This window comes from Lysinibacillus sp. FJAT-14745, assembly GCF_001275675.1.
Taxonomy (GTDB): Bacteria; Bacillota; Bacilli; order Bacillales_A; family Planococcaceae; genus Lysinibacillus.
The window spans coordinates 120,663-144,441 of the sequence record NZ_LITM01000016.1; the positions used below are offsets into that span (position 1 = coordinate 120,663).

At 37.0% G+C, this 23,779-nt stretch carries 19 protein-coding genes, 1 tRNA gene and 1 pseudogene; 17 read left to right on the plus strand and 4 right to left on the minus strand.

The window, feature by feature from the left end:
* Positions 1–316: 316 nt before the first annotated feature.
* Positions 317–898: an ATP-dependent Clp endopeptidase proteolytic subunit ClpP gene (clpP, locus tag AMS59_RS21890; protein WP_053485817.1), complete on the minus strand. Its 582-nt coding sequence runs from the start codon at positions 896–898 to the stop codon at positions 317–319.
* A 546-nt stretch (positions 899–1,444) separates the two neighbouring features.
* On the opposite strand from clpP, the gene AMS59_RS21895 reads away from it, so the two are divergent.
* Positions 1,445–1,519 (plus strand) — tRNA-Arg (locus AMS59_RS21895).
* Positions 1,520–1,993: 474 nt separating this feature from the next.
* Positions 1,994–2,377, plus strand: a pseudogene (locus AMS59_RS21900) (amino acid ABC transporter ATP-binding protein); the annotation flags it as partial.
* 65 nt (positions 2,378–2,442) lie between these two features.
* Here AMS59_RS21900 and AMS59_RS21905 read toward each other — a convergent pair.
* Positions 2,443–3,057 (minus strand): spore coat protein, encoded by a 615-nt coding sequence (locus tag AMS59_RS21905; RefSeq protein WP_053485818.1) that lies wholly within the window; start codon positions 3,055–3,057, stop codon positions 2,443–2,445.
* A gap of 196 nt (positions 3,058–3,253) precedes the next feature.
* Between AMS59_RS21905 and AMS59_RS21910 the strand changes: the two genes are divergently transcribed.
* Entirely contained in the window at positions 3,254–3,835 is a 582-nt protein-coding gene (locus AMS59_RS21910; RefSeq protein WP_053485819.1) for a LemA family protein, read from the plus strand.
* The gene (locus AMS59_RS21915) at positions 3,835–4,599 is read left to right on the plus strand and encodes a YgcG family protein (RefSeq protein WP_053485820.1); all 765 of its coding nucleotides are present in this window, start codon (positions 3,835–3,837) and stop codon (positions 4,597–4,599) included. Before AMS59_RS21910 ends, AMS59_RS21915 begins: the two co-directional genes overlap by 1 nt.
* 358 nt (positions 4,600–4,957) lie before the next feature.
* Here the strand turns inward: AMS59_RS21915 and AMS59_RS21920 are convergent, their stop codons facing one another.
* Positions 4,958–5,155 (minus strand): hypothetical protein, encoded by a 198-nt coding sequence (locus AMS59_RS21920; RefSeq protein ID WP_053485821.1) that lies wholly within the window; start codon positions 5,153–5,155, stop codon positions 4,958–4,960.
* A gap of 295 nt (positions 5,156–5,450) precedes the next feature.
* Here AMS59_RS21920 and AMS59_RS21925 point away from each other — a divergent pair, with 295 nt between their 5' ends.
* The 7 genes from AMS59_RS21925 to AMS59_RS26760 all read left to right on the plus strand — a co-directional run bounded on the left by AMS59_RS21925 (position 5,451) and on the right by AMS59_RS26760 (position 14,462).
* Complete coding sequence (locus AMS59_RS21925; protein ID WP_053485822.1) at positions 5,451–5,831, plus strand: hypothetical protein; 381 nt, start codon at positions 5,451–5,453, stop codon at positions 5,829–5,831.
* Positions 5,832–6,139: 308 nt separating this feature from the next.
* Positions 6,140–8,416 carry a S9 family peptidase gene (locus tag AMS59_RS21930; RefSeq protein WP_053485823.1) on the plus strand — a complete coding sequence of 759 codons (2,277 nt, stop codon included), beginning with the start codon at positions 6,140–6,142 and terminating at the stop codon, positions 8,414–8,416.
* 180 nt (positions 8,417–8,596) lie between these two features.
* Positions 8,597–10,873 carry a S9 family peptidase gene (locus tag AMS59_RS21935; protein WP_053485824.1) on the plus strand — a complete coding sequence of 759 codons (2,277 nt, stop codon included), beginning with the start codon at positions 8,597–8,599 and terminating at the stop codon, positions 10,871–10,873.
* A 143-nt stretch (positions 10,874–11,016) separates the two neighbouring features.
* Positions 11,017–13,293 carry a S9 family peptidase gene (locus AMS59_RS21940; protein ID WP_053485825.1) on the plus strand — a complete coding sequence of 759 codons (2,277 nt, stop codon included), beginning with the start codon at positions 11,017–11,019 and terminating at the stop codon, positions 13,291–13,293.
* Positions 13,294–13,503: 210 nt separating this feature from the next.
* Complete coding sequence (locus tag AMS59_RS21945) at positions 13,504–13,740, plus strand: glutaredoxin family protein (protein WP_053485826.1); 237 nt, start codon at positions 13,504–13,506, stop codon at positions 13,738–13,740.
* Between the two features lie 16 nt (positions 13,741–13,756).
* Positions 13,757–13,900 carry an FMN-binding negative transcriptional regulator gene (locus AMS59_RS24560; RefSeq protein WP_082337668.1) on the plus strand — a complete coding sequence of 48 codons (144 nt, stop codon included), beginning with the start codon at positions 13,757–13,759 and terminating at the stop codon, positions 13,898–13,900.
* A 439-nt stretch (positions 13,901–14,339) separates the two neighbouring features.
* The gene (locus AMS59_RS26760) at positions 14,340–14,462 is read left to right on the plus strand and encodes a hypothetical protein (RefSeq protein WP_255350026.1); all 123 of its coding nucleotides are present in this window, start codon (positions 14,340–14,342) and stop codon (positions 14,460–14,462) included.
* Between the two features lie 303 nt (positions 14,463–14,765).
* On the opposite strand, the gene AMS59_RS21950 is transcribed toward AMS59_RS26760, so the two are convergent.
* Positions 14,766–14,969, minus strand: coding sequence for a hypothetical protein (locus AMS59_RS21950; RefSeq protein ID WP_053485827.1), 204 nt, complete (start codon positions 14,967–14,969; stop codon positions 14,766–14,768).
* A gap of 318 nt (positions 14,970–15,287) precedes the next feature.
* On the opposite strand from AMS59_RS21950, the gene AMS59_RS21955 reads away from it, so the two are divergent.
* The 6 genes from AMS59_RS21955 (at position 15,288) to eno (ending at position 22,935) form a co-directional block, all read left to right on the plus strand.
* A complete protein-coding gene (locus AMS59_RS21955; RefSeq protein ID WP_053485828.1) occupies positions 15,288–16,316 on the plus strand; it encodes a sugar-binding transcriptional regulator in 1,029 nt (342 codons plus the stop codon).
* A gap of 129 nt (positions 16,317–16,445) precedes the next feature.
* The gene (gene gap, locus AMS59_RS21960; protein ID WP_053485829.1) at positions 16,446–17,462 is read left to right on the plus strand and encodes a type I glyceraldehyde-3-phosphate dehydrogenase; all 1,017 of its coding nucleotides are present in this window, start codon (positions 16,446–16,448) and stop codon (positions 17,460–17,462) included.
* A 461-nt stretch (positions 17,463–17,923) separates the two neighbouring features.
* On the plus strand, positions 17,924–19,108 hold the full coding sequence (pgk, locus tag AMS59_RS21965) for a phosphoglycerate kinase (protein ID WP_053485830.1): 1,185 nt from the start codon (positions 17,924–17,926) through the stop codon (positions 19,106–19,108).
* 236 nt (positions 19,109–19,344) lie between these two features.
* A complete protein-coding gene (gene tpiA / locus AMS59_RS21970) occupies positions 19,345–20,106 on the plus strand; it encodes a triose-phosphate isomerase (protein WP_053485831.1) in 762 nt (253 codons plus the stop codon).
* A complete protein-coding gene (gene gpmI / locus AMS59_RS21975) occupies positions 20,099–21,640 on the plus strand; it encodes a 2,3-bisphosphoglycerate-independent phosphoglycerate mutase (RefSeq protein ID WP_053485832.1) in 1,542 nt (513 codons plus the stop codon). The genes tpiA and gpmI overlap by 8 nt, the downstream gene beginning before the upstream one ends.
* Positions 21,641–21,642: 2 nt before the next feature.
* Positions 21,643–22,935 carry a phosphopyruvate hydratase gene (eno, locus tag AMS59_RS21980; protein ID WP_053485833.1) on the plus strand — a complete coding sequence of 431 codons (1,293 nt, stop codon included), beginning with the start codon at positions 21,643–21,645 and terminating at the stop codon, positions 22,933–22,935.
* The last annotated feature ends 844 nt before the right edge of the window (positions 22,936–23,779 follow it).

A 23,779-nucleotide genomic window follows, 5' to 3' on the forward strand; every position in this document is an offset into this window, starting at 1 on the left:
AATCGACGGAAAGAAGAGCCAGAGCGACGGAAAGAAAGGGCATCGACGGAAAGAAGAGCCAGAGCGACGGAAAGAAAAGGCCGCGACGGAAAGAAGAGTCAGGGCGACGGAAAGAAGAACTGAATCGACGGAAAGAAAAGTTAAATTTGGGATAGAACCATCAGAGTAATGGATAGAAAGGTCAAAGTCGTGGATAGAACAGTCAGAATCGTGGATAGAACGATCAAAGTGATGGATAGCTCCATCAAACTATACATACATTGATGTCGAATAAAAAAAGGCATCTCAGAAATAAATCTGGGATGCCTTTAATTTTTTATTTACGATCCATAATTTGGTCGATTAAGCCGTATTCTTTTGCACGCTCAGCTGTCATGAAGTTATCGCGGTCTGTATCTCTTGCGATGACTTCAAGTGGTTGACCAGTGCGTTCTGATAAAATACCATTTAATTTTTCACGTAAGAATAAAATACGTTTTGCAGCGATTTCAATTTCAGTTGCCTGACCTTGTGCACCGCCAAGAGGTTGGTGAATCATTACTTCAGCATTTGGTAATGCGAAACGTTTACCAGGTTCACCAGCAGCAAGTAGGAAAGCACCCATAGATGCTGCCATTCCAATACAAATTGTTTGTACTTGTGGCTTGATAATTTGCATTGTGTCATAAATTGCCATACCAGCAGTTATAGATCCACCTGGTGAGTTAATGTAAAGAAAGATATCTTTTTCTGGATCTTCTGCTTGTAGGAATAGAAGTTGAGCAACAATTGAGTTAGCAACGTTGTCGTCAATTGTGCTTCCTAATAGGATAATACGGTCTTTAAGTAGTCGTGAATAGATGTCATACGCACGTTCACCACGACTTGTTTGTTCAATAACTGTAGGAATTAAATTCATGTTAAATCCTCCTTAAAAAACTAAATTCGAATACTTTTGCTGAAACCTTTCTTTGTATTTCAGCTGTAACCTTATCATACACATTATAGTCAGGGAAGGTCAAATATTAACCCTGTTAAAGTGAAATAAATTAAATCAATTTTGCACTGACAAACCATAGTAGCAGTCGCTTTGCTTTCGCACAGACAAACCATAGTAGCAACCACATCGCTCTCACTACAGAAAACATTTGCCGCTTCCGCATCGCTCCCGATCGCTTTCACTCAAATAAACAAAATTGGTCACGCAGGTGTTTTCATGGGATGTGAAGTTCTTAGCCTGAGTTCCTTTATTTCAGTAGGTATGTTGACACTTATTGGGAAGATAAAAAAATTTTAAATGTTTTGCATTCTATAGTTGAATTATGGGCAATACGTTTGTATAATTGATAAGGTCACATAAGTTAAAGTACAGTACACTATTTTGTCAGGTATGCTTCAAATGAGGGTTATCTACATCATGCTTTTCGTAAAGCCTAGGGTGAGTACTTTTTTTTTGTGTTCAATTGCCCTCGTGGTGTAATGGATAACACGTAAGATTCCGGTTCTTGCACTGGGGGTTCGATTCCCTCCGAGGGCGCCATTTTACTGATTATTTGATATACTTTGATAACTCAATTCTCCTAATAAGTAGTTTAGCAGCCTGCTTAGTGGGGAAAAGAGAGGGTAAATAATGGGAATATCGCCTAATAGGCATTATTCCCGCATTAGTTCTTTTCAAACCTTTTAAAAAGCAACAACTCCAAATTATTTTTTAGTGAACATACCGTACGTGAAGACTAGTGATACTAGTCGAAAAAAAGAATCCTATCTGAGGGGATTCTTTTTTTTTGGGGGCAAAATATATCCACTGTCTATAAATGTATAAATATTCATCTTGTTGCACTATTTTCGTTTATTCATACCGTTTTATTCTAAAAAAACAAAATGAAATATACGGAATGTTATTGTCTAAAGAGAATAATGGCACTATAATCGACCTAATAGTCCGAAAATTTAGAATTTATTAAAAGTTAATCGTATTTCGGAAAATAATTGAAATAGGGGGAAGTAGTTAGAATCACTTGGACATGAACTGTTGAAAAAGGTCGGTCTTGAAAGTAAGGCTTATAACTATCCTGAGCAGCTTTCAGGTGGTCAGCAACAACGAGTGGCCATTGCCCGTGCTTTAGCGATGAAACTAAAAGCTATTTTATTTGATGAGCCTACTTCGGCACTAGACCCCGAAATGGTAAAAGAAGTTTTAGATGTAATGAAAAATTTAGCGGCTGAAGTTATGACCATGATAGTAGTAACACATGAAATGGGTTTTGCCCGTGAAGTTGGAGATCGTGTTGTCTTTATGGATGGTGGCTATATTGTCGAAGAGGGAACTCCTCAGGATATTTTTAGTAATCCACAAAATGAACGAACAAAAGCATTTTTAGGAAAAGTTTTATAGTTCATTAAATAAGAGCAGCCCCTTGTGATATTGCACCACATATGGGACTGCTCTTGTTTTTATCATTAATGAAGGGGATTTGTTGTAGTGCTGTATGCATTAAGCATCGTTTGCATATCCTGTTGAGAAAATTGAGGTACTTGATAATAGCCGTGCATATTTTGGTAAATAGATAATTCGTATGCCATTTCAATGCAGTTGGGAATACTATCTGCAATAACACGACGAACAACAGGGTTTGTAGTTTCTGTTGCTGCTGCAGTCATACCTTTTGCCACACCTTTTTGAGCGCCAAGTAAGAAGCCAGAAATACATTCATCGTTAAGCTCATTTGCATTTTGCATCGGCTTTTTAGGTTGGCCAGGATTAATTCCGTATTTAAAATTATTTCCTGTCTCCATTTGATAGCGGCCTGTAGGAACAGATGGATCATGACCAGTGTTATAAGATTCCACAATAGTGTTATACATACCTAATGTGAAATTATATTGGCGATCCAAAATGCTAAGCAACTCTGTGTCCTTAACCTGTGGACGTAAAATAATGGATTGATTCATACAAGCAATGATTGCACCGATTGTTTCATGCAAGTCCATTTGCTCATGTCCACCATGATTTGGGCTTTGTTGTTGGTTGAATGATGTTTGGTTTGATGATTCGTTTTGAAACGATTGTGTCAAAAAAAGCGCCTCCTAAATATCATAGTTTGTTACAGTATTAAGTATGGCACGTTAGAAAAATTTCATACGGAATTAATGCACTTGCATATATGTAGAATAGAGAAGTTTTTTTGCTGCACTTTAGTGGTAAGAAAAGAGAAAGGCTTATCGCCAAAACATGGATGATAGCTAAAAGAAAGCGAAGGAGGTTTTAAAATTGAAAAAAATATTTGGACCTATAGGAATAATCGTTATTATTTTAGTTGTATTGGCCTTACTATTTATTCCAAAATACAATAACCTTGTAACGGCCGAGGAAAGCGTTGATTCGAAATGGGCACAGGTCCAAAATCAGCTACAACGTCGCTATGATTTGATTCCGAACTTAGTAGAATCAGTAAAAGGATATGCCAACCATGAGAAAGAAGTGATCGCTAGCATTACAGAGGCACGTGCGCAAATGGGCAGTGCACATAGTCCAAAGGAACAGGCGGTTGCCAATGATGCATTGAACGGAGCACTTAGTCGATTGCTAGTAGTCGTAGAAAATTATCCAAATTTAAAGGCAGATGCAAACTTCCGTCAATTAATGGATGAATTAGCTGGGACAGAAAATCGTTTAGCTGTTGCTCGAGAAGACTACAACAATGAAGTGCAGGCTTTTAATAAAACGGTCAAACGTTTCCCGGGCAATTTAATTGCAGGGATGTTTGGTTTTGAGCAGAAAGAATACTTTAAAGCAGCTGCGGGTGCTGAAAAGGCACCATCTATAGATTTTGGCAGTTCAGGTAAACAATAATGAAACGGTTGATAATCCAACTTACTATTGTTGGTATCATGTTTATTTTATCTATAAGAATGGCAAATGCCGCAATGCCGACACCGATGAAAAATACGTATATTCATGATTTTGCTAATGTTTTATCTTCATCTATGAAGGAAGAGCTCAATCATTATTCAGAGCAGCTAGACAAAGGTACAGGAGCCGAAATTATGGTCGTAACCGTAGATAATATTAACGGAGAAGAACCAAAAATGTATGCAACAAAAATGATTCGCTCTTGGGGTATTGGCGATGCCAAAAAGAATAATGGTGTATTAATTTTAGCAACGTTCGGGCAGGGCGATGGCAATAATGATGTCGTCATTGCTGTAGGTCAAGGTCTCGAAGGAGCATTACCTGATGGCAAACTGGGGCGCATTTTAGATTCAGCGTTTTATCCAAATGCAAGAGCTGGAGACATTGATAAGGCATTTAAAGCTACGTACACTGAAGTATTTCAAACTGTCGCACAGGAATACAATTGGGATGGAGAGATGCCTAAAAATACTGATGACAATGAAGAAATGCCAACGTGGATGATTATTTTAATCGCTATAATCGTACTTGTTATTTATACATTTATTTCTAATGGTAGAGGAGGCGGGCCTCGTTCTGGTAGACGTGGCGGTTTCCCGGGTGGTTTTCCAGGTGGTTTCGGAGGTGGCGGCTCTAGGGGCGGTGGCTTTGGCGGATTCGGAGGCGGCTCATCTGCTGGTGGAGGAGCGAGTCGGAAATTTTAATATACTCAAAAAGTGAACTCGTTGATTATCTTAGGATGACAACCTTCAAACGTATGTAAATAAATGAGGCTGGGACAAAAGGATTTTAGCTAATAAAAAAACCCGAACTATATCACGAAACGCTCATTCTGCGTTTCGTAATAGTTCGGGTTTGCTGTTTATATTCTTTGTTAATTTAAAAATTATCCGTCTTTCATAAAGGACAAATTAGGTATGTCCCAGCCTCATTTTTTATGATTTTGTTCGTAACGATTGTTGTTTTACCTTGTCTTACTCAACTAACGGGGCAGATATATCAAAGTATATTAAAATTACATCACTATATTGTGTGAATATCTGAAAGAAATGTTCAGTAAAGTTATTTATCTTTTTGAGGTTTTACAAAGAATGAAATGAACATAACAGAAAGTCCCATAGCAATGAATATTACTGCAATAGATTTGTTTGGAATAGATGAATTGTATTCGAAGGTACCTGATACTCTGCTCCATCCGCGTGAAAATAAAAAGGTGCCTAAAAAAAATATGATCCATCCTATTGTAGACATTGTTTTCATTGCATAACAACTCCTAATATTTAGGTTAATAACTTATACAAGGATAACATAATTAGGGATTATTTGAAAAAATGGATTGATTCAATTACTGCCAATATGCGGCTGTCTTTTTCTTTAACTAAAGTGGCAGTTAAATTGTTTAAAATACATCTTTAAGTATGGTCAGTTATTAATTTTCATTATCAGTTTAATGTTTACAAAAATAAAAATACAATCCCTGTAAAGTATCATGGGATTGCCAGAGGTAATTCTAATTTCTTTTTCATACAACGGAACAGTTTTAAGGAGGAAGTGAATGACAATATCTATTCATGATGGTGTGTTAGTTGGGTACTCAGTAAATTTTCTGGAAAATGAATTGCTATTAGATATCGAAACGGTGGTAGATGAGATTGTAACTGTTACATTCGAGAATTACTTAGCACATTATTTTGATCATGTAATGGCAGGAAGTATTTTATTCGATATTGAAGAAATAGATTTGAATACATTTTTCGAAGAGAACAAAGAACAATTTGAATCACATAAATTATATGCTTGGCCGATTTGGTACGAAGATACGAATGAACTCGAACAATACTTACAAAAAAATAATTATAAATGCTATGTTATTAGTGCATCACTAGGATTAACAGGTTATGTATTTGCTAAAACGCAGAAAATAAAAAGGAAATGATAAGTTGGGTGAGAAAAACTAAAGTTTGTTTGAAATATTCTGCTTAAACTCCCATGAAAGAACTTAATCATCATTGATAAATTTAAAGGGACACTTTAGATGTTATTCAACTAAAAAGAGGATAACCAGCCTCGATAATAGACTAATTATTCTTTATTCCTATATATAACATTGAAGTTCACTTTTTCATTGGTTCAAAAGGTAATTTTATTTAATTATTATCAATTATTGACAATAAGGATAAAGTTGCTATAATTTTATTGTATCGACAAACGATATAACGCGAACTGATATAAGGAGGAATCATTTTGAAAAGAAGGTTTTTATCAGCATCATTAGCGGTAATTTTAACGACATCTGCTGTCATTCCTGTATCTATGCAGGAAGTGCGCGCTGCCAATGAAACTAGTAGTCAAGTAGAAGTAAAAGAGGAACGTTTATCTGCTAAGGAGTTTCTAAATTTAGCTGTAACAGCTTTAACATTCCAACATGGGTCAGAGACGATGCGTCAGCAAATTATTGATCAATGGGTAAAAGGTGAAGAATTAAAAGATTTAAGTGTACATATTAAACGTGATGAAGCGGCACGTATTTTAGTAAGAGCACTAAATAAAGAGGAAAAAGAAACAACACTTGCTGACTATCAAGAAAAAGCAAATAAGCTTGGTTTATTTAATGGTCTGTCAGCTAGTGAAACGATTTCTAAACAAGATGCGGTTAAAATCTTGAACAATGCTAAAAATGTGAAAAATGGTGTTAGCAATAATGAAGGTGTGAAAGAAATTTCCGTCGAAGGTTTTATGAAAAATCCAGGAAACGTTGGCTATGAACTTTCACCAGATGGCAATTACATTACTTATGCTTCTGCATGGGAAAATCGTTCAAACGTTTTCGTGAAAAAAATGAATGACGATAGCGAGCCAGTACGTGTATCTAATTCAAAGGATCGTGATATAGGGGGATTCTTCTGGAAAGATGATAATTTACTATATGTAAAGGATAAAGGTGGCGATGAAAACTTCCACATTTATTCAACAACATTTAATGGTAATGAGGAAAAGGATTTAACACCTTATCCGAATGTAACAGTAGGGTTATTAAGTAGCTTAAAGGGCGTTAAAGACGAAATCCTTATTATGATGAATAAAGAAGATGCAAAAGTCTTTGATGTGTACAAGCTTAACCTAAAGACTGGTAAAACTACACATGTTGCGAAAAACCCAGGTAACATTACTAGCTGGATAGCAGATCGTGATGGAAATGTACGTATGGCAGTTGCTTCAGATGGTGTAGTAGGCACTGTTCTATATCGAGATTCAGAGAAAGACGAATTCAAGCCATTTATTGAAATGGAAGAAGGGGATGAAGTAACGCCACTTGCTTTCACTAAAGACAATAAACATATTTTGGCGAAGTCTAATAAAGGAAGAGACAAAGTAGAAGTAGTTAAATATGATTTAGAAGGTCATGAAGAAGTGATTATGTCTAACTCAGAAGTAGATGTATCGGGTGTATTATATAATTCTGAGAAAGATAAAGTATTGTACGGTGCATATGTATCAGATAAGACACATTATCAATTCTTTGACGAGGACTTTGAAAAACTATTCCGTAAAATTCAAAAAAAATTAGGTGTTCATGAAAGTGAATTAGGTATTAATGATTACAACAAAGAAATGACAAAATTCATTGTCAGCGTTTCTAGTGACACTGTTTACGGAAAATATTATTACTACGATTCAACAACAGATGAATTAACAGAGTTGACAACATTAAGCCCTTGGTTAAACCCAGAGGAGCTTGCAGAAATGCATCCAATTTCATATAAGAGTCGTGACGGCTTAACGATTAACGGTTATTTAACATTACCGAAAAACAAAGAGGCTAAAAATCTGCCACTTATCGTCAATCCACACGGTGGTCCATGGTACCGCGATGCGTGGGGTTTTAATCCAGAGGTACAGTTACTAGCAAACCGCGGTTATGCAGTACTACAAGTGAATTTCCGTACTTCAACTGGCTATGGAAAAGAGTTTTTAAAGGCTGGTTATAAACAATGGGGTCTAAAAATCCAAGATGATATTACAGATGGCGTACAATGGGCAATCGACCAAGGTATTGCAGACCCTAAACGTATCGGAATTTATGGGGCTTCATTTGGAGGGTATGCAACTTTAGCTGGTATCACTTACACACCAGATTTATATGCAGCAGCAGTTGATTATGTAGGTGTATCAAATATCTTTACATTATTAAATACAATTCCTCCATATTGGGAAACAGTGCGCAATATGTGGTATGAGCGTGTAGGTGATCCTGAGAAGGATAAAGAGCTATTAACAGCTGTTTCACCTGTCTTCCATGTGGATAAAATTAAAACACCGTTATTTGTAGCTCAAGGTGCAAATGATCCACGTGTAAACAAGGCTGAATCTGATCAAATCGTTGAAGCATTACGTGCAAGAGGCGTTGATGTAGAATACATGGTGAAAGATAATGAAGGCCATGGTTTCCATAATGAAGAAAACAGTATCGAATTCTATAATGCAATGCTAAAATTCTTAGATAGCCATCTAAAAAAATAATAGGAAAGAAGACTGTGCAGGAAGTAAGTTTCTTGCACAGTCTTTTATCATTTAAGGTCCTATTATAAAGAATACCTCTATTTATCACAATAACCAACGATTGACAAACATACCAAAGTTGTTATAATTTCAGTGTATTTAAAAATTATACAATGCGTACTGATATAAGGGGGAATCATTTTGAAAAAAAGGTTTTTATCAGCATCGTTAGCGGTTATTTTAACAACATCTGTTGTCATTCCTGTATCTATGCAGGAAGTGCGCGCTGCCAATGAAACTAGCAGTCAAGTAGAAGTTAAAGAAGAAAGTCTATCTGCTAAGGAGTTTTTAAATTTAACTGTAACAGCCCTAACATTCCAACACGGATCGGAAACAATGCGTCAGCAAATCATTGATCAATGGGTAAAAGGTGAAGAATTAAAAGATTTAAGTGTCCATATTAAACGTGATCAAGCAGCACGTATTTTAGTAAGAGCTTTAAATAAAGAGGAAAAAGAAGCAACACTTGCAGACTATCAAGAAAAAGCAAATAAGCTAGGTTTATTTAACGGTCTTTCAGCTAGTGAAACGATTACTAAACAAGATGCGGTCAAAATTTTAAACAATGCTAAAAATGTGAAAAATGGTGTCAGCAATAATGAAGGCGTGAAAGAAATTTCCGTAGAAGATTTCATGAAAAACCCAGGAAACGCCGGCTATCATCTTTCACCAGACGGCAATTACATTACTTATAAATCTGCATGGGAAAATCGTTCAAATGTGTTCGTAAAGAAAATGAATGATGATAGTGAGCCAGTACGTGTATCTAGTTCAACGGACCGTGATATTGGTGGATCCTTCTGGAAAGATGATAATTTACTATATGTAAAGGATAAGGGTGGCGATGAAAACTTCCACATTTATTCAACAACATTTAATGGTAATGAGGAAAAAGATTTAACGCCATATCCGAATGTAACAGTTGGGTTATTAAGTGATCTACAGGGTGTTAAAGATGAAATCCTTATTACGATGAATAAAGAAGATGCAAAAGTCTTTGATGTGTACAAGCTTAATGTGAAGACTGGAGAAACTAAACATGTTGCGAAAAACCCAGGTAATATTTCAAGTTGGTTAGCAGATCATGATGGAAATGTACGTATGGCAGTTGCTTCAGATGGTGTAGAAGGAACTATCCTTTACCGTGACTCAGAGAAGGATGAATTTAAGCCATTTATTGAAATGAAAGCAGGGGATGAAGTAGTGCCACTTGCTTTCTCTAAAGACAATAAACATATTTTCGCAACTTCTAATAAAGGAAGAGATAAAGTAGAAGCGGTGAAATATGATTTAGAAGGTAAAGAAGAAGTAATTATGTCCAACTCAGAAGTGGATGTAATGGGTGTATTATACAGTCCTGAGAAAGATAAATTATTATACGGTGGATATATAACAGATAAAGCACACTATCAATTCTTTGATGAAGACTTTGAAAAACTATTCCGTAAAATTCAAAACAAATTAGGTGTTCAAGAAAGTGAATTAGGCATTAATGATTACAACAAAGAAATGACAAAATTCATTGTTAGCGTTTCTAGTGATACTATTTATGGAAAATATTATTACTATGATTCAACAACTGATGAAATGACAGAGATGGCAACATTAAGCCCTTGGTTAAAACAAGAGGAGCTTGCAGAAATGCATCCTATTTCATATAAAAGTCGAGACGGTCTAACAATTAACGGTTATTTAACTTTACCGAAAAATAAAGAGGCTAAAAATCTGCCACTTATCGTCAATCCACACGGTGGACCGTGGGCACGCGATATGTGGGGCTTTAATCCAGAGGTACAGTTACTAGCAAACCGAGGTTATGCAGTACTACAAATGAATTTCCGTTCTTCAGCTGGATACGGTAAAAAATTCCTTGAGGCTGGTAATAAAGAATGGGGTCTAAAAATTCAAGATGATATTACAGATGGCGTACAATGGGCAATCGACCAAGGCATTGCAGACCCTAAACGCATCGGAATTTATGGTGCATCCTTTGGAGGGTATGCAACATTAGCAGGTATCACTTATACACCAGATCTATATGCAGCAGCAGTTGATTACGTAGGTGTATCGAATATCTTTACACTATTAAATACAATTCCTCCATATTGGGAAACAATGCGTGAAATGCTTTATGAGCGTGTAGGGCATCCTGAAAAAGATAAGGAGCTATTAACAGCAGCTTCACCTGTCTTCCATGTGGATAAAATTAAAACACCACTATTTGTAGCTCAAGGTGCAAATGATCCACGTGTAAATAAGGCTGAGTCCGATCAAATCGTTGAAGCATTACGTGCTAGAGGCGTTGATGTGGAATACATGCTGAAAGATAATGAAGGCCATGGTTTCCATAATGAAGAAAACCGTATCGAATTCTACACTGCAATGCTAAAATTCTTAGATAGCCATCTAAAAAAATAATAGGAAAGAAGACTGTGCAGGAAGTAAGTTTCTTGCGCAGTCTTTTATCGTTAGAACCAATAATTGACAAATATACTAAAGTTGGTATAATTTCATTGTATTTACAAACGATAAAACTTGAACTGATATAAGGAGGAATCATTATGAATAAGAGGTTTTTATCAGCATCATTAGCGGTAATTTTAACGTCATCTGCTGTCATTCCTATATCTATGCAGGAAGTGCGCGCTGCCAATGAAACTAGCAGTCAAGTAGAAGTAAAAGAGGAACGTTTATCTGCTAAGGAGTTTCTAAATTTAGCTGTAACAGCTTTAACATTCCAACATGGGTCAGAGACGATGCGTCAGCAAATTATTGATCAATGGGTAAAAGGTGAAGAATTAAAAGATTTAAGTATACATATTAAACGTGATGAAGCGGCACGTATTTTAGTAAGAGCTTTAAATAAAGAGGAAAAAGAAGCAACACTTGCTGACTATCAAGAAAAAGCAAATAAGCTAGGTTTATTTAACGGTCTTTCAGCTAGTGAAACGATTACTAAACAAGATGCGGTCAAAATTTTAAACAATGCTAAAAATGTGAAAAATGGTGTCAGCAATAATGAAGGCGTGAAAGAAATTTCCGTAGAAGATTTCATGAAAAACCCAGGAAACGCCGGCTATCATCTTTCACCAGACGGAAATTACATTACTTATAAATCTGCATGGGAAAACCGTTCAAATGTGTTCGTAAAGAAAATGAATGATGATAGTGAACCAGTACGCGTATCTAGCTCAACGGATCGTGATATCTCCTTGTCATTCTGGAAAGATGACAATTTACTATATTTCAAGGATAAGGGCGGCGATGAAAACTTCCATATTTATTCAACAACATTTAATGGTAATGAGGAAAAGGATTTAACACCATATCCGAATGTAACAGTTGGGTTATTAAGCGATTTACAGGGCGTTAAAGACGAAATCCTTATTACGATGAACAAAGAAGATGCAAAAGTCTTTGATGTGTACAAGCTTAACGTCAAGACTGGTAAAACTACACATGTTGCGAAAAACCCAGGTAACATTACGAGCTGGTTAGCAGACCGTAATGGAAATGTACGTATGGCAGTTGCTTCAGATGGTGTAGTAGGCACTGTTCTTTATCGTGATTCAGAGAAAGAGGAATTCAAGCCATTTATTGAAATAGAAGCAGGGGATCTAGTAGCTCCATTTGCTTTCTCTAAAGACAATAAACATATTTTTGCAACTTCTAATAAAGGAAGAGACAAAGTAGAAGTGGTGAAATATGATTTAGAAGGTCATGAAGAAGTAATTATGTCCAACTCAGAAGTGGATGTAACGGGTGTATTTTATAGTACTGAGAAAGATAAAGTATTATACGGCGCATATGAAACAGATAAGATTCATTATCAATTCTTCGACGAGGACTTCGAAAAACTATTCCGTAAAATTCAAAATAAATTAGGTGTTCAAGAAAATGAAGTAGCTATTAATGGTTACAACAAAGAAATGACAAAATTCATTGTTAGAGTTTCTAGTGATACTGTTTACGGAAAATATTATTACTATGATTCAACAACCGATGAAATAAAAGAATTAGCAACATTAGGCTCTTGGTTAAACCCAGAGGAGCTTGCGGAAATGCATCCAATTTCATATAAGAGTCGAGATGGCTTAACGATTAGCGGTTATTTAACTTTACCGAAAAACAAAGAGGCTAAAAATCTCCCACTTATCGTCAATCCACACGGTGGACCATGGGCACGTGATGTATGGGGCTTTGATCCTGAGACGCAATTACTAGCAAACCGTGGTTATGCGGTACTGCAAATGAATTTCCGATCTTCAGCTGGATACGGAAAAAAGTTCCTTGAGGCTGGTAATAAGCAATGGGGTCTAAAAATTCAAGATGATATTACAGATGGCGTACAATGGGCAATCGATCAAGGTATAGCTGACCCTAAACGCATCGGAATTTATGGGGCATCATTTGGAGGGTATGCAACTTTAGCTGGTATCACTTACACTCCAGATCTATATGCAGCAGCGGTAGACTATGTAGGTATATCAAATATCTTTACATTACTTAATACAATCCCACCATATTGGGAAACAGCGCGTAAACAGTACTATGAGCGTATAGGCCATCCAGAGAACGATAAAGAGTTATTAACAGCCGCTTCACCTGTTTTCCATGCGGATAAAATTAAAACACCACTATTTGTAGCTCAAGGTGCAAATGATCCACGTGTAAATAAGGCTGAATCGGATCAAATTGTGGAAGCATTACGTGCAAGAGGCGTTGATGTGGAATACATGGTGAAGGACAATGAAGGTCATATCTTCCGAAATGAAGAAAACCGCATTGAATTTTATAATGCAATGCTAAAATTCTTAGATAGTCATCTAAAAAAATAATATGAAAGTAAACTGTGCAGGGAGTACCTTGCACAGTTTTTTCTAGCTAGAGGCTCTAAAGGAATAATCTATGTATCCTAGAACTCTGCTGTTTTAAGGATAAGAGTAATCAGAGCTATTTTTGTTGTGGCTTTTATAAGGGGGCATTACACTTTCTTGCTCATAAATAGCTGTTTCATTTTATAATAGCTCTTAAGGGAGGTGCAGTAATTGAACGTGAAATTTTTTAGTCGAGCTAATTGTGGACTATGTGTAGAGGGACTCCATACATTAAAGCTTGTACAGGAAGATATAGATTTCGATATAGAAATTATTAATATTGAAGAAGATGAGAGCATACATGAAAAGTATATGCTAATGATTCCGGTAGTGGAAAAGGATGGGCAAGTGATACAATACGGCAATTTGGATTACGCAACACTGATGGAGCATTTGTGTAGCGAATAACAAAGGGGGACTGCTTATGTACATACCAACGGCTTTTAAAATGAAGGATATTTCCGAGATGATAGAAGTTATTCAGGAGAACAGTTTTGCAACACTCTTCTCAACTCATGAAGGATTGCCTTTTGTTAAATATCTCCCTTTCGTACTGATTAGACAGTAATTAGTGATTCAAAAATTAGAAGAAATCGAACATACAAATGAGCACCAAATCGCTCGTTTAATGAGACAAAACAATAAGTGATTCAATCTTAAAAATTTCGCATTCCCCCTGCTATGTATGTGGCAGTGAGGAGGGAGCGAAATTTTTTAATTTCTTGTTTGTACTACGCTTTCGCACAAAAAAACATCTGTCGGCCTAAAGCCTCAGGACGTTACTTTACCCAAATCTTTAGCGGTAATAACCACAATTCACAAATTGTTCAATGAAAGCGTTTAGAATTTGAACAGTTTGTGAAGACCTTCACATTAGGCTTTATTTTAAAAAAAATAGGAGTAGAATAGAAATCAGGAAGAAGTTGTTATAAAACAGTTTATCAAAAGTATCACATTTTTAGTGATTGTTATATTACAAAAACGTATAGTTGAAGGGAGATTTTACAATGTGGGTTATTACAGTATTTGAGAAAAAGGACGTTCGTATTTTTGAATACACAAATAAAAATGAAGCAACAAAAGCTTTATGCGGATTTAAGAAAAACGCAATTTTATCTTACACAAAATAAGCTAACTAAAAACTCGTAGCCGATTAGACATGGCTACGAGTTTTTCATTATGTTGGAAAACAAAAAAATTAAGGAGATCTTTGTGCATGTTGAAGTGTTTGTTTTAAATGAGGACAATATTCGTTTCAGGTTAGTAGCTTTCGTGTGTACGAGCTTCAATTCGCTTCCTCCGATTCTGTTGCTGCTGACACTTCGTTATCGCGCAGATAAAATATTATTTATTGCTAATGTCGCTTCGCTTTCGCATATAAAACATCGGAATATTTTAATTACAAAACATTTAGCTTTATTTACAATATTTCCTCAAAAAAGTGTACCCTTAAATTTCTCCGGTTTTTTTACATAGCTTTCGATTATAAATCCGCATTCTGTGCAAATAATGAATTCAACAACTGAACCCATACTCACCTTATTTTCCGGGTACATAGCTCCGTATCCATTTTGTTTACCTTTCCCTAATTCCTTCCCACCACATTTTGGACATTCTAATGCCTTCCTAGAATTCATCAATTTGAAACCCTCCCCTGAGCCAACTATTTTTCTTATATATACTATTATTTATTATTACGAATGAACTGTAAATTGGTTCCATTTCATTCAACGTTTTCATAATTGAATAATTGAGAGCTTCATTTCACGTCTAATAATTCTTTCTCTTGCTAAACGGTTTTATTATTTTTTAAACGGCTTTATTGTAAAATAAACAAGTTTTTCGTCACTTTACATTATTTATAAAGCGTATTATAATGAAATTGTAAGTGGGACATAATTTTATATAGTGGGACGTAATATAACCCACCACTATTAAAAAGGGAGTAGATAAATATGTTATCTGTACCTGAGGCACAGCAAAGGCTACTTCCAGAAATGTATCCGCTTCTACAATCGAGATATCGTATTTTGCAAACAGTTCAGCTTATGCAGCCAATTGGGCGTCGTACACTTGCAGATTCACTTAAAATGACCGAACGAGAAATTCGTAAAGAAACGGATATTTTACGCGAGCAAGGGTTATTAGATTCTCAAAAGTCGGGTATGGTATGTACAGACGATGGTGAAGTAGTGATTGATAAGCTACGAGCACTAGTTTATGAATGGTCTGGTCTTACACAGCTAGCTAAATTACTGGAAAACCATTTCGACTTACAGCATGTAATTGTTGTTCCAGGTGATTACAATGAAGACGATACGATATTAACATTGCTTGGAAAAGAGGCAGCACAACAATTTATGTCCACAAGTTTTGATGGTCAAATTGTAGCTGTTACTGGTGGCAAGTCGGTTGCATCACTTGCACAATTTTTACATCCAACTGATACACACAACATCACGTTTGTTGCTGCTCGTGGAGGTATTGGACATGAAATGCAAATGCAAGCCAATACACTTGTCTCAACATTTGCCATGCAGATGGATGCACAGTATCGCACGTTGTTTTTACCGGAGCATTTAAGTGAGCAGGCCTATCAAGCAATGCTGACAGAGCCAATGGTAACTGAAATGATGAAATATTATGATCATGCAAATTGTGTTATTCATGGTATTGGTTCGGCAGAGGAAATGGCTGTTCGTCGGAATTCATCGCCTGAAGATTTACGGATACTCGAAGAAAAGGGTGCAGTTAGTGAAGCATTTGGCTATTATTTCAATGCAGAAGGCGAAATTGTACATCGAATTCGAACAATCGGTATTCAGTTTGAGCAAGTTCGAAGAAGTAAGCAGGTCATTGCAGTTGCTGCTGGAAAACAAAAAGTGAAGGCAATGCTATCGTACTTTAAGGTAGCGCCAAAGCAAACCATTTTTATAACGGATGAGGTAGCCGCAAAAGCTATCGCAGAAAGTTTATCTTCTTAATAAATTAACTACGTAACTCGTATTTCAGAAAGTGTTACAACACTTTCTGAATGAGAATAAAGCCAATTGTGGATATTATAAATGTCCGAGGCAAAATTAATTATTTAAACAATATTGGAGGAATTGACAATGGCATTAAAATTAGCGATTAATGGATTTGGACGTATTGGACGATTAGTATTTCGTGAAGCTATGAAGCACGATGAATTCGAAGTGGTTGCAGTAAATGACCTAACTGATGCAGGTCAGCTTGCACACTTATTAACTTATGATTCAGTACACGGTATCTACGATGCTGATGTTTATGCAGACGGCGATTCTTTCGTAGTAAATGGTAAAAAAATCAAAGTATATGCAGAAAAAGATCCTGCAAATTTACCTTGGGGTGAACTAGGTGTTGATGTAGTACTTGAATGTACAGGTAGATTCCGCTCGATGGAAGAAGTAGGAAAACACATTCGAGCAGGTGCTAAAAAAGCTATTCTTTCGGCTCCAGCGAAGGGCGAAATGCCAACGTTTGTAATGGGTGTTAACCATGAGGATTACAACTCTGAAACAGATGATGTTATTTCAAACGCTTCTTGTACAACGAACTGTCTAGCGCCAGTTGCAAAAATACTTGATGAAAAATTCGGTATTGAGCGCGGTATGATGACGACAATTCACTCTTATACAAACGATCAACGTATCCTTGACTTCCCGCACTCTGATCCACGTCGCGCACGTGCTGGTGCAGTGTCAATGATTCCAACAACAACAGGAGCAGCAGTAGCAGTTTCAAAAGTATTACCTCAATTAAAAGGTAAATTAGATGGCTTCTCTATGCGTGTACCAACACCAAACGTTTCATGTGTTGACTTAGTAGTAGAGCTGAAAGCAGAAGTAACAAAAGAATCCATTAATGCTGCATTAAAAGAAGCTTCAGAAAACGAACTTAAAGGCATTTTAGGATACAACGAACTACCTTTAGTTTCAATTGACTACAATGGTAACCATAACTCTTCAACTGTAGATGGTCTTTCTACAATGGTATTAGAAAATAGTATGGTAAAAGTTCTAGCATGGTATGATAACGAAATTGGTTACTCTACTCGTTTAATGGACTTAGCTTTATATATCGCAGAAAAAGGATTAAACAATAAATAAGTGTCATAATTCGATAATTAAAGTAAAAAGTGTGACATAATACTGCTTTTTGCGCACAAAAAGTATAGCCTTTATAATATCTAAAAGATATAATATACAAGGGTAATGGAGTAAGGGAAATTTACCCTTACTCCTTTTTTTATACGAAATAGAAGATAAATACGTACTGAATACATGCAATAAATGATATCCATTATGACTGGTTATGCAATTGCAAGACATAGAACGTGACTTTTGCTACTATAAAAGCAAGTAAAGGGTAATTCACCATAACGTGGGCTGATTTCCGTTCCGACGGAGTGCTGGATGATATTGGCTGAATAGGCTTGTTAAACAGAATCAATCCTATGTGATGAATGGACCAACTATTTTTATCTAATACAGTTAAGTGAATGATGTGAGGAGCCAAGATGGGTGAATCCAGTAACTTCACGACTAAAAACTTTGAAGGGGGTTTCTTCATGTTAAATAAGAAGACGATGAAAGATATTGATGTAAAAGGAAAGCGCGTATTTGTACGTGTTGATTTTAATGTACCAATGGCAGATGGTGTGATTACTGACGAAACACGTATTCGAGCAGCAATCCCTACAATTGAATATTTAGTGGAACAAGGTGCTAAAGTAATTTTAGCCTCTCACTTAGGACGTCCAAAGGGTGAAGTAAAAGAGGATATGCGCCTAACTGCAGTTGGTGTACGTTTAGCTGAGTTAATGGGTAAACCTGTTACAAAATTAGATGAGTCGATTGGTCAAGAGGTAGAAGAAGCTGTTGCAAATATGCAAAATGGTGACATTATTCTTCTTGAAAATGTTCGCTTCCACGCTGGAGAAGAGAAAAATGATCCAGCATTAGCAGAGCAATTTGCAAAATTAGCAGACGTTTATGTTAATGATGCGTTCGGCGCAGCCCACCGTGCACACGCGTCAACTGAAGGAATTGCAAAGTATGTACCAGCAGTATCTGGTTTCCTTATGCAAAAGGAATTAGATGTGCTAGGTAAAGCATTATCTAACCCAGAGCGTCCATTTACAGCCATTATCGGTGGTGCCAAAGTGAAAGACAAAATTGGTGTGATTGAAAGCTTATTAGAAAAAGTTGACCACTTAATTATCGGTGGCGGTTTATCATTCACATTCATTAAAGCGCAAGGCCATGATATCGGTAAATCTTTATTAGAAGAAGATAAAATCGATTTAGCAAAATCCTTTATTGAAAAAGCAAAGGCAAAAGGCGTGCAATTACATATGCCAACCGATGCCGTTGTCGCAAACGAATTTTCAAAAGATGCTGAAACAAAAATTGTCGATGTAGACGCGATTCCAGCAGATTGGATGGGCTTAGATATTGGTCCAAAAACGGCTGCTAACTATGCAGAGGTTATAAAAGATTCTAAATTAATCATTTGGAATGGACCAATGGGTGTCTTTGAAATGGATAAATTCGCGAATGGTACAAAAACTGTAGCTGACGCTATGGCGACAACAACTGGTTATACAGTGATTGGTGGCGGGGATTCTGCAGCAGCAGTAGAAAAATTTGAAGTTGCCGATAAAATGGACCATATTTCTACAGGTGGCGGTGCATCGCTTGAATTAATGGAAGGCAAAGAGCTTCCTGGAATTGTGGCATTAAACGATAAGTAAAACATTAACTTCTTTCAGCAGGTGTCTTAACACCCGCTGAAAGAAGTTAAAGCCTTCGGCGGATGTCACGGAATCGGAAAGGAGTTCTTAGGGGATGTTAGCCTAAAATCATCGCATCCATGCGATAACGGCTAACTGACCTGCATCGTGCAGGCCTAAGCACAAAGTCGATTCCGGACGCAATTATGCCGAGGCATAATTGATTTAATGAATAAAAAACATAGGAGGCAATAACGATGCGTAAACCAATTATTGCAGGTAACTGGAAAATGTATAAAACATTTGAAGAGGCGATTCAGTTTGTCGATGCGGTACAGGACAAACTTCCTTCAAATGATAAAGTAGACGCTGTTGTTTGTGCACCAGCACTGTACCTACCTACGCTTGTGCAAGTTGCTAGTGAATCTGATTTAGCAATTGGTGCACAAACGATGCATTATGAAAACGAAGGTGCATTCACTGGAGAAATTAGTCCAGCGCAGCTAGCAAGCGTGGAAGTAGACTATGTTATTTTAGGACACTCTGAACGACGTGAATATTATAATGAAACAGATGAAGCGATCAATAAAAAGGTTGCTGCAGCATTAGCGCATAATATCGTACCAATTATTTGCTGTGGAGAAACGCTTGAGGAACGTGAAGCGGGGACTACTGAGCAAAAGGTTGCTCATCAAATTACAGCAGCACTTGCTGGATTTGGAGCGCAGGAAGTGGAGCATATGGTAATCGCCTATGAACCTATTTGGGCAATCGGTACAGGTAAAACAGCTACAGCAGAAGATGCTAACCAAGTATGCGGCGCAATTCGTGCAGTAGTGAAGGAATTATATAACGCTGAAACGGCCGATGCTGTGCGTATTCAATACGGCGGTAGCGTAAAACCTGAGAACATTCAGGAATTATTATCAAAAGAGCATATTGATGGCGCTTTAGTCGGTGGAGCAAGTTTACAACCAGAATCATATTTAACATTATTGGAGGCGGCAGCAAATGCCTAAAAAGCCAGTAGCATTAATTATTCTAGATGGCTTTGCATTTCGCGACGAAACTTTCGGAAATGCAGTAGCCCAAGCAAACAAACCTAATTTCGATCGTTTATGGAATGAGTTCCCGCACTCAACATTAATTGCAGCAGGTGAAGCGGTGGGGTTACCTGATGGTCAAATGGGGAACTCTGAAGTTGGACACTTGAATATCGGTGCTGGACGTATTGTCTATCAAAGCTTAACACGCTTAAATAAATCTATTCGTGAAGGAGATTTCTTTACGAATAAAGCATTTTTGGATGCAATAGCACATGCTAAAGCTCATCAATCAAAGCTTCATATTATGGGTTTACTGTCAGATGGTGGCGTACATAGCCATTATGAGCATATGTTTGCACTATTAAAGCTTGCACAACAACAAGGCTTAGATGAAGTCTTTGTACATGGTTTCTTAGATGGTCGTGATGTTGGGCCAAAAACTGCTTTAGAATATATCGAAGAAACTGAAAAGCAAATGAAGGACATTGGCGTAGGTCAATTCGCGTCAATTCATGGTCGTTATTATGCAATGGATCGTGATAAACGCTGGGACCGTGTAGCCCTTACGTACAATGTACTAGTAGAGGGTGTTGGTCAAACAGCTGATAGCGCAGCGAGTGGCGTAGCGGAATCATATGAGCGTGATGTATCAGATGAGTTCGTTATTCCATTTAGCATTCAAGAGCATGGAGAAGCAGTGGCAACAATTGACGATAATGACGCTGTTATTTTCTTCAACTTCCGCCCTGACCGTGCAATCCAACTGTCTAAAGTGTTTACAAATAGTGAATTTGATGGCTTTGCTTTATCAGATAAGCATCCAAAGAATTTAAAATTTGTGTCATTCACACACTACAGTGACGAAGTACATGCCCAAGTTGCGTATGCAAACGACAACTTAAAAAATACGATTGGTGAAGTGTTAGCTTCTAATGGCAAAACGCAGCTTCGTATTGCAGAAACAGAAAAGTATCCGCATGTTACATTCTTTATGAGTGGTGGTCGTGAGGAGAAATTTGAAGGGGAAGAGCGTATTTTAATTGCATCTCCAAAAGTTGCAACATACGATTTAAAACCTGAAATGAGTGCTTATGAAGTAACAGAAGCATTACTTGCAGAGATTGCGGCCGATAAATTTGATGGCATTATTCTGAATTTCGCTAACCCTGATATGGTTGGACATAGCGGAATGTTAGAGCCAACAATTAAGGCCATTGAAACAGTCGATGAATGTCTTGGTAAAGTAGTAGATGCACTCCTTGCAAAAGGTGGCGCAGCTATTATTACAGCTGACCATGGTAACTCTGATGAAGTTCTTACTTTAGAAGGGAAACCTATGACAGCTCATACAACAAACCCTGTTCCAGTAATTGTAACAAAACCGAATTTATTGTTAAGAAATGGTGGCATTTTAGCCGATTTGGCGCCAACCATGTTAGAATTATTAGAGGTGTCACAACCTTCTGAAATGACAGGTCAATCATTAATTGAAAAAGAGGAGAATTAATTATGCCATTTATTACACAAATCTATGCGCGCGAAGTTTTAGACTCACGTGGGAATCCAACAGTAGAAGTTGAAGTATTTACAGAATCAGGCGCTTTTGGACGCTCAATCGTACCATCAGGTGCATCTACAGGTGAATATGAGGCAGTAGAATTACGCGACGGTGACAAATCTCGTTACCTAGGCAAAGGTGTATTAAAAGCAGTTGAAAATGTAAACACAATTATTGCTCAAGAGCTAGAAGGCAACTACTCAGTTCTTGATCAAGTAGTCATCGACAAAGCTTTAATCGAGCTAGACGGCACAGAAAACAAAGGTAAACTAGGTGCCAACGCCATTCTAGGTGTATCAATGGCAGTTGCACATGCTGCGGCAGATTATTTAGATGTACCTCTTTATCAATATCTTGGTGGATTTAACGCAAAACAACTACCAGTACCAATGATGAACATCATAAATGGTGGCGCTCACGCTGACAACAACGTAGACATTCAAGAATTCATGGTAATGCCGGTAGGCGCAGAATCATTCCGCCATGCATTACGTATGGGCGCTGAAATCTTCCATAACTTAAAAGCAGTGCTTAAAGCGAAAGGCTATAACACAGCTGTAGGTGACGAAGGTGGTTTCGCACCAAACCTTGGTTCTAACGAAGAAGCCATTACTGTAATTTTAGAAGCAATCGAAAAAGCTGGCTATAAACCAGGTGAAGAAGTAAAACTTGCAATGGACGTTGCATCATCTGAATTATTCAATAAAGAAGATGGCAAATATCACTTAGACGGTGAAGGTGTTGTCAAAACCTCTGAAGAAATGGTTGAATGGTACGAAGAGCTAACAAATAAATACCCAATCATCTCAATTGAAGATGGCTTAGACGAAAACGACTGGGCAGGACACAAATTATTAACAGATCGCATTGGCTCTCGCGTACAATTAGTAGGCGACGATCTATTCGTAACAAATACGAAAAAATTAGCTGCTGGTATTGAGCAAGGTGTTGGTAATGCAATCCTTATCAAAGTAAACCAAATCGGTACGTTAACAGAAACATTTGAAGCGATCGAAATGGCAAAACGCGCAGGTTACACAGCAGTTATCTCTCACCGTTCTGGTGAATCTGAGGATGCAACAATTGCTGATATCGCAGTTGCTACAAACGCTGGTCAAATTAAAACAGGTGCTCCATCACGTACAGACCGCGTAGCTAAATACAACCAACTTCTTCGCATTGAAGATCAACTTGGTGCAACAGCTGAGTACCTTGGTTTAAAGTCATTCTATAATTTAAAATAATCATTTGTTTTAAGCGAAAATGCTTTGAACTTAGTAATACACAACCTTTTTATACAACTTGAACTATGTTGTACATTTTGGTGAATTTAGCAATACAACTGTATTGTTTCAACCTCTGATTTATGAGTGTGATAAACACTTGTAGATTGGGGGTTTTTTCGTGCTCATTAAAGATTTGTTGAAAGAATTTACATTCGAATTACAGATTAAAAATTATTCAATCAGAACAACAGAAACTTATAACTACAATACAACTCACTTCATTCAATATCTGGACGAGTTTCATGAGGTGAATGAAATTGAAGACGTTTCTACAGTTCATGTAAAAAATATATTCAACATCAATTAAATCTTGGTAAAAAGGCGACTTACATTAACACTGTAATTAAATCGTTGAGGCCGTTTTAAAGAACTGACGGCATTCTATGATGAAATCAAAGAAGAACTATGTTGTAGTACACGTCCTGTCCCATTTTATAATTGGATAGTTGAATATTAATATTCAAGTGTAAATACACCACATGAATGTTGGGAAACCATTGGTACGCTTGAAGTAGTGAAAAGAGTTTATTGGAAAAACCCGATAACTATGTGGTCGATTTTGACCAATACAAAATTGTATTCGTTACATTCAACCAACGCAACTTTGCGCCCGTTAACCAACTCAGAAATGAGTCGGTTGTGTTGACCTGACGCATACTCAATATTCGTCAGATACCAGATGTATTAATAATACATGCAAATAGGCAGTCCTCATTGAACCTTAATTTGGCTCATCACCATAACTTGGGGTTGACCATAAAAAATTCAATAAATTCCCATTAAAGTATAGAAAAAAAGTGAA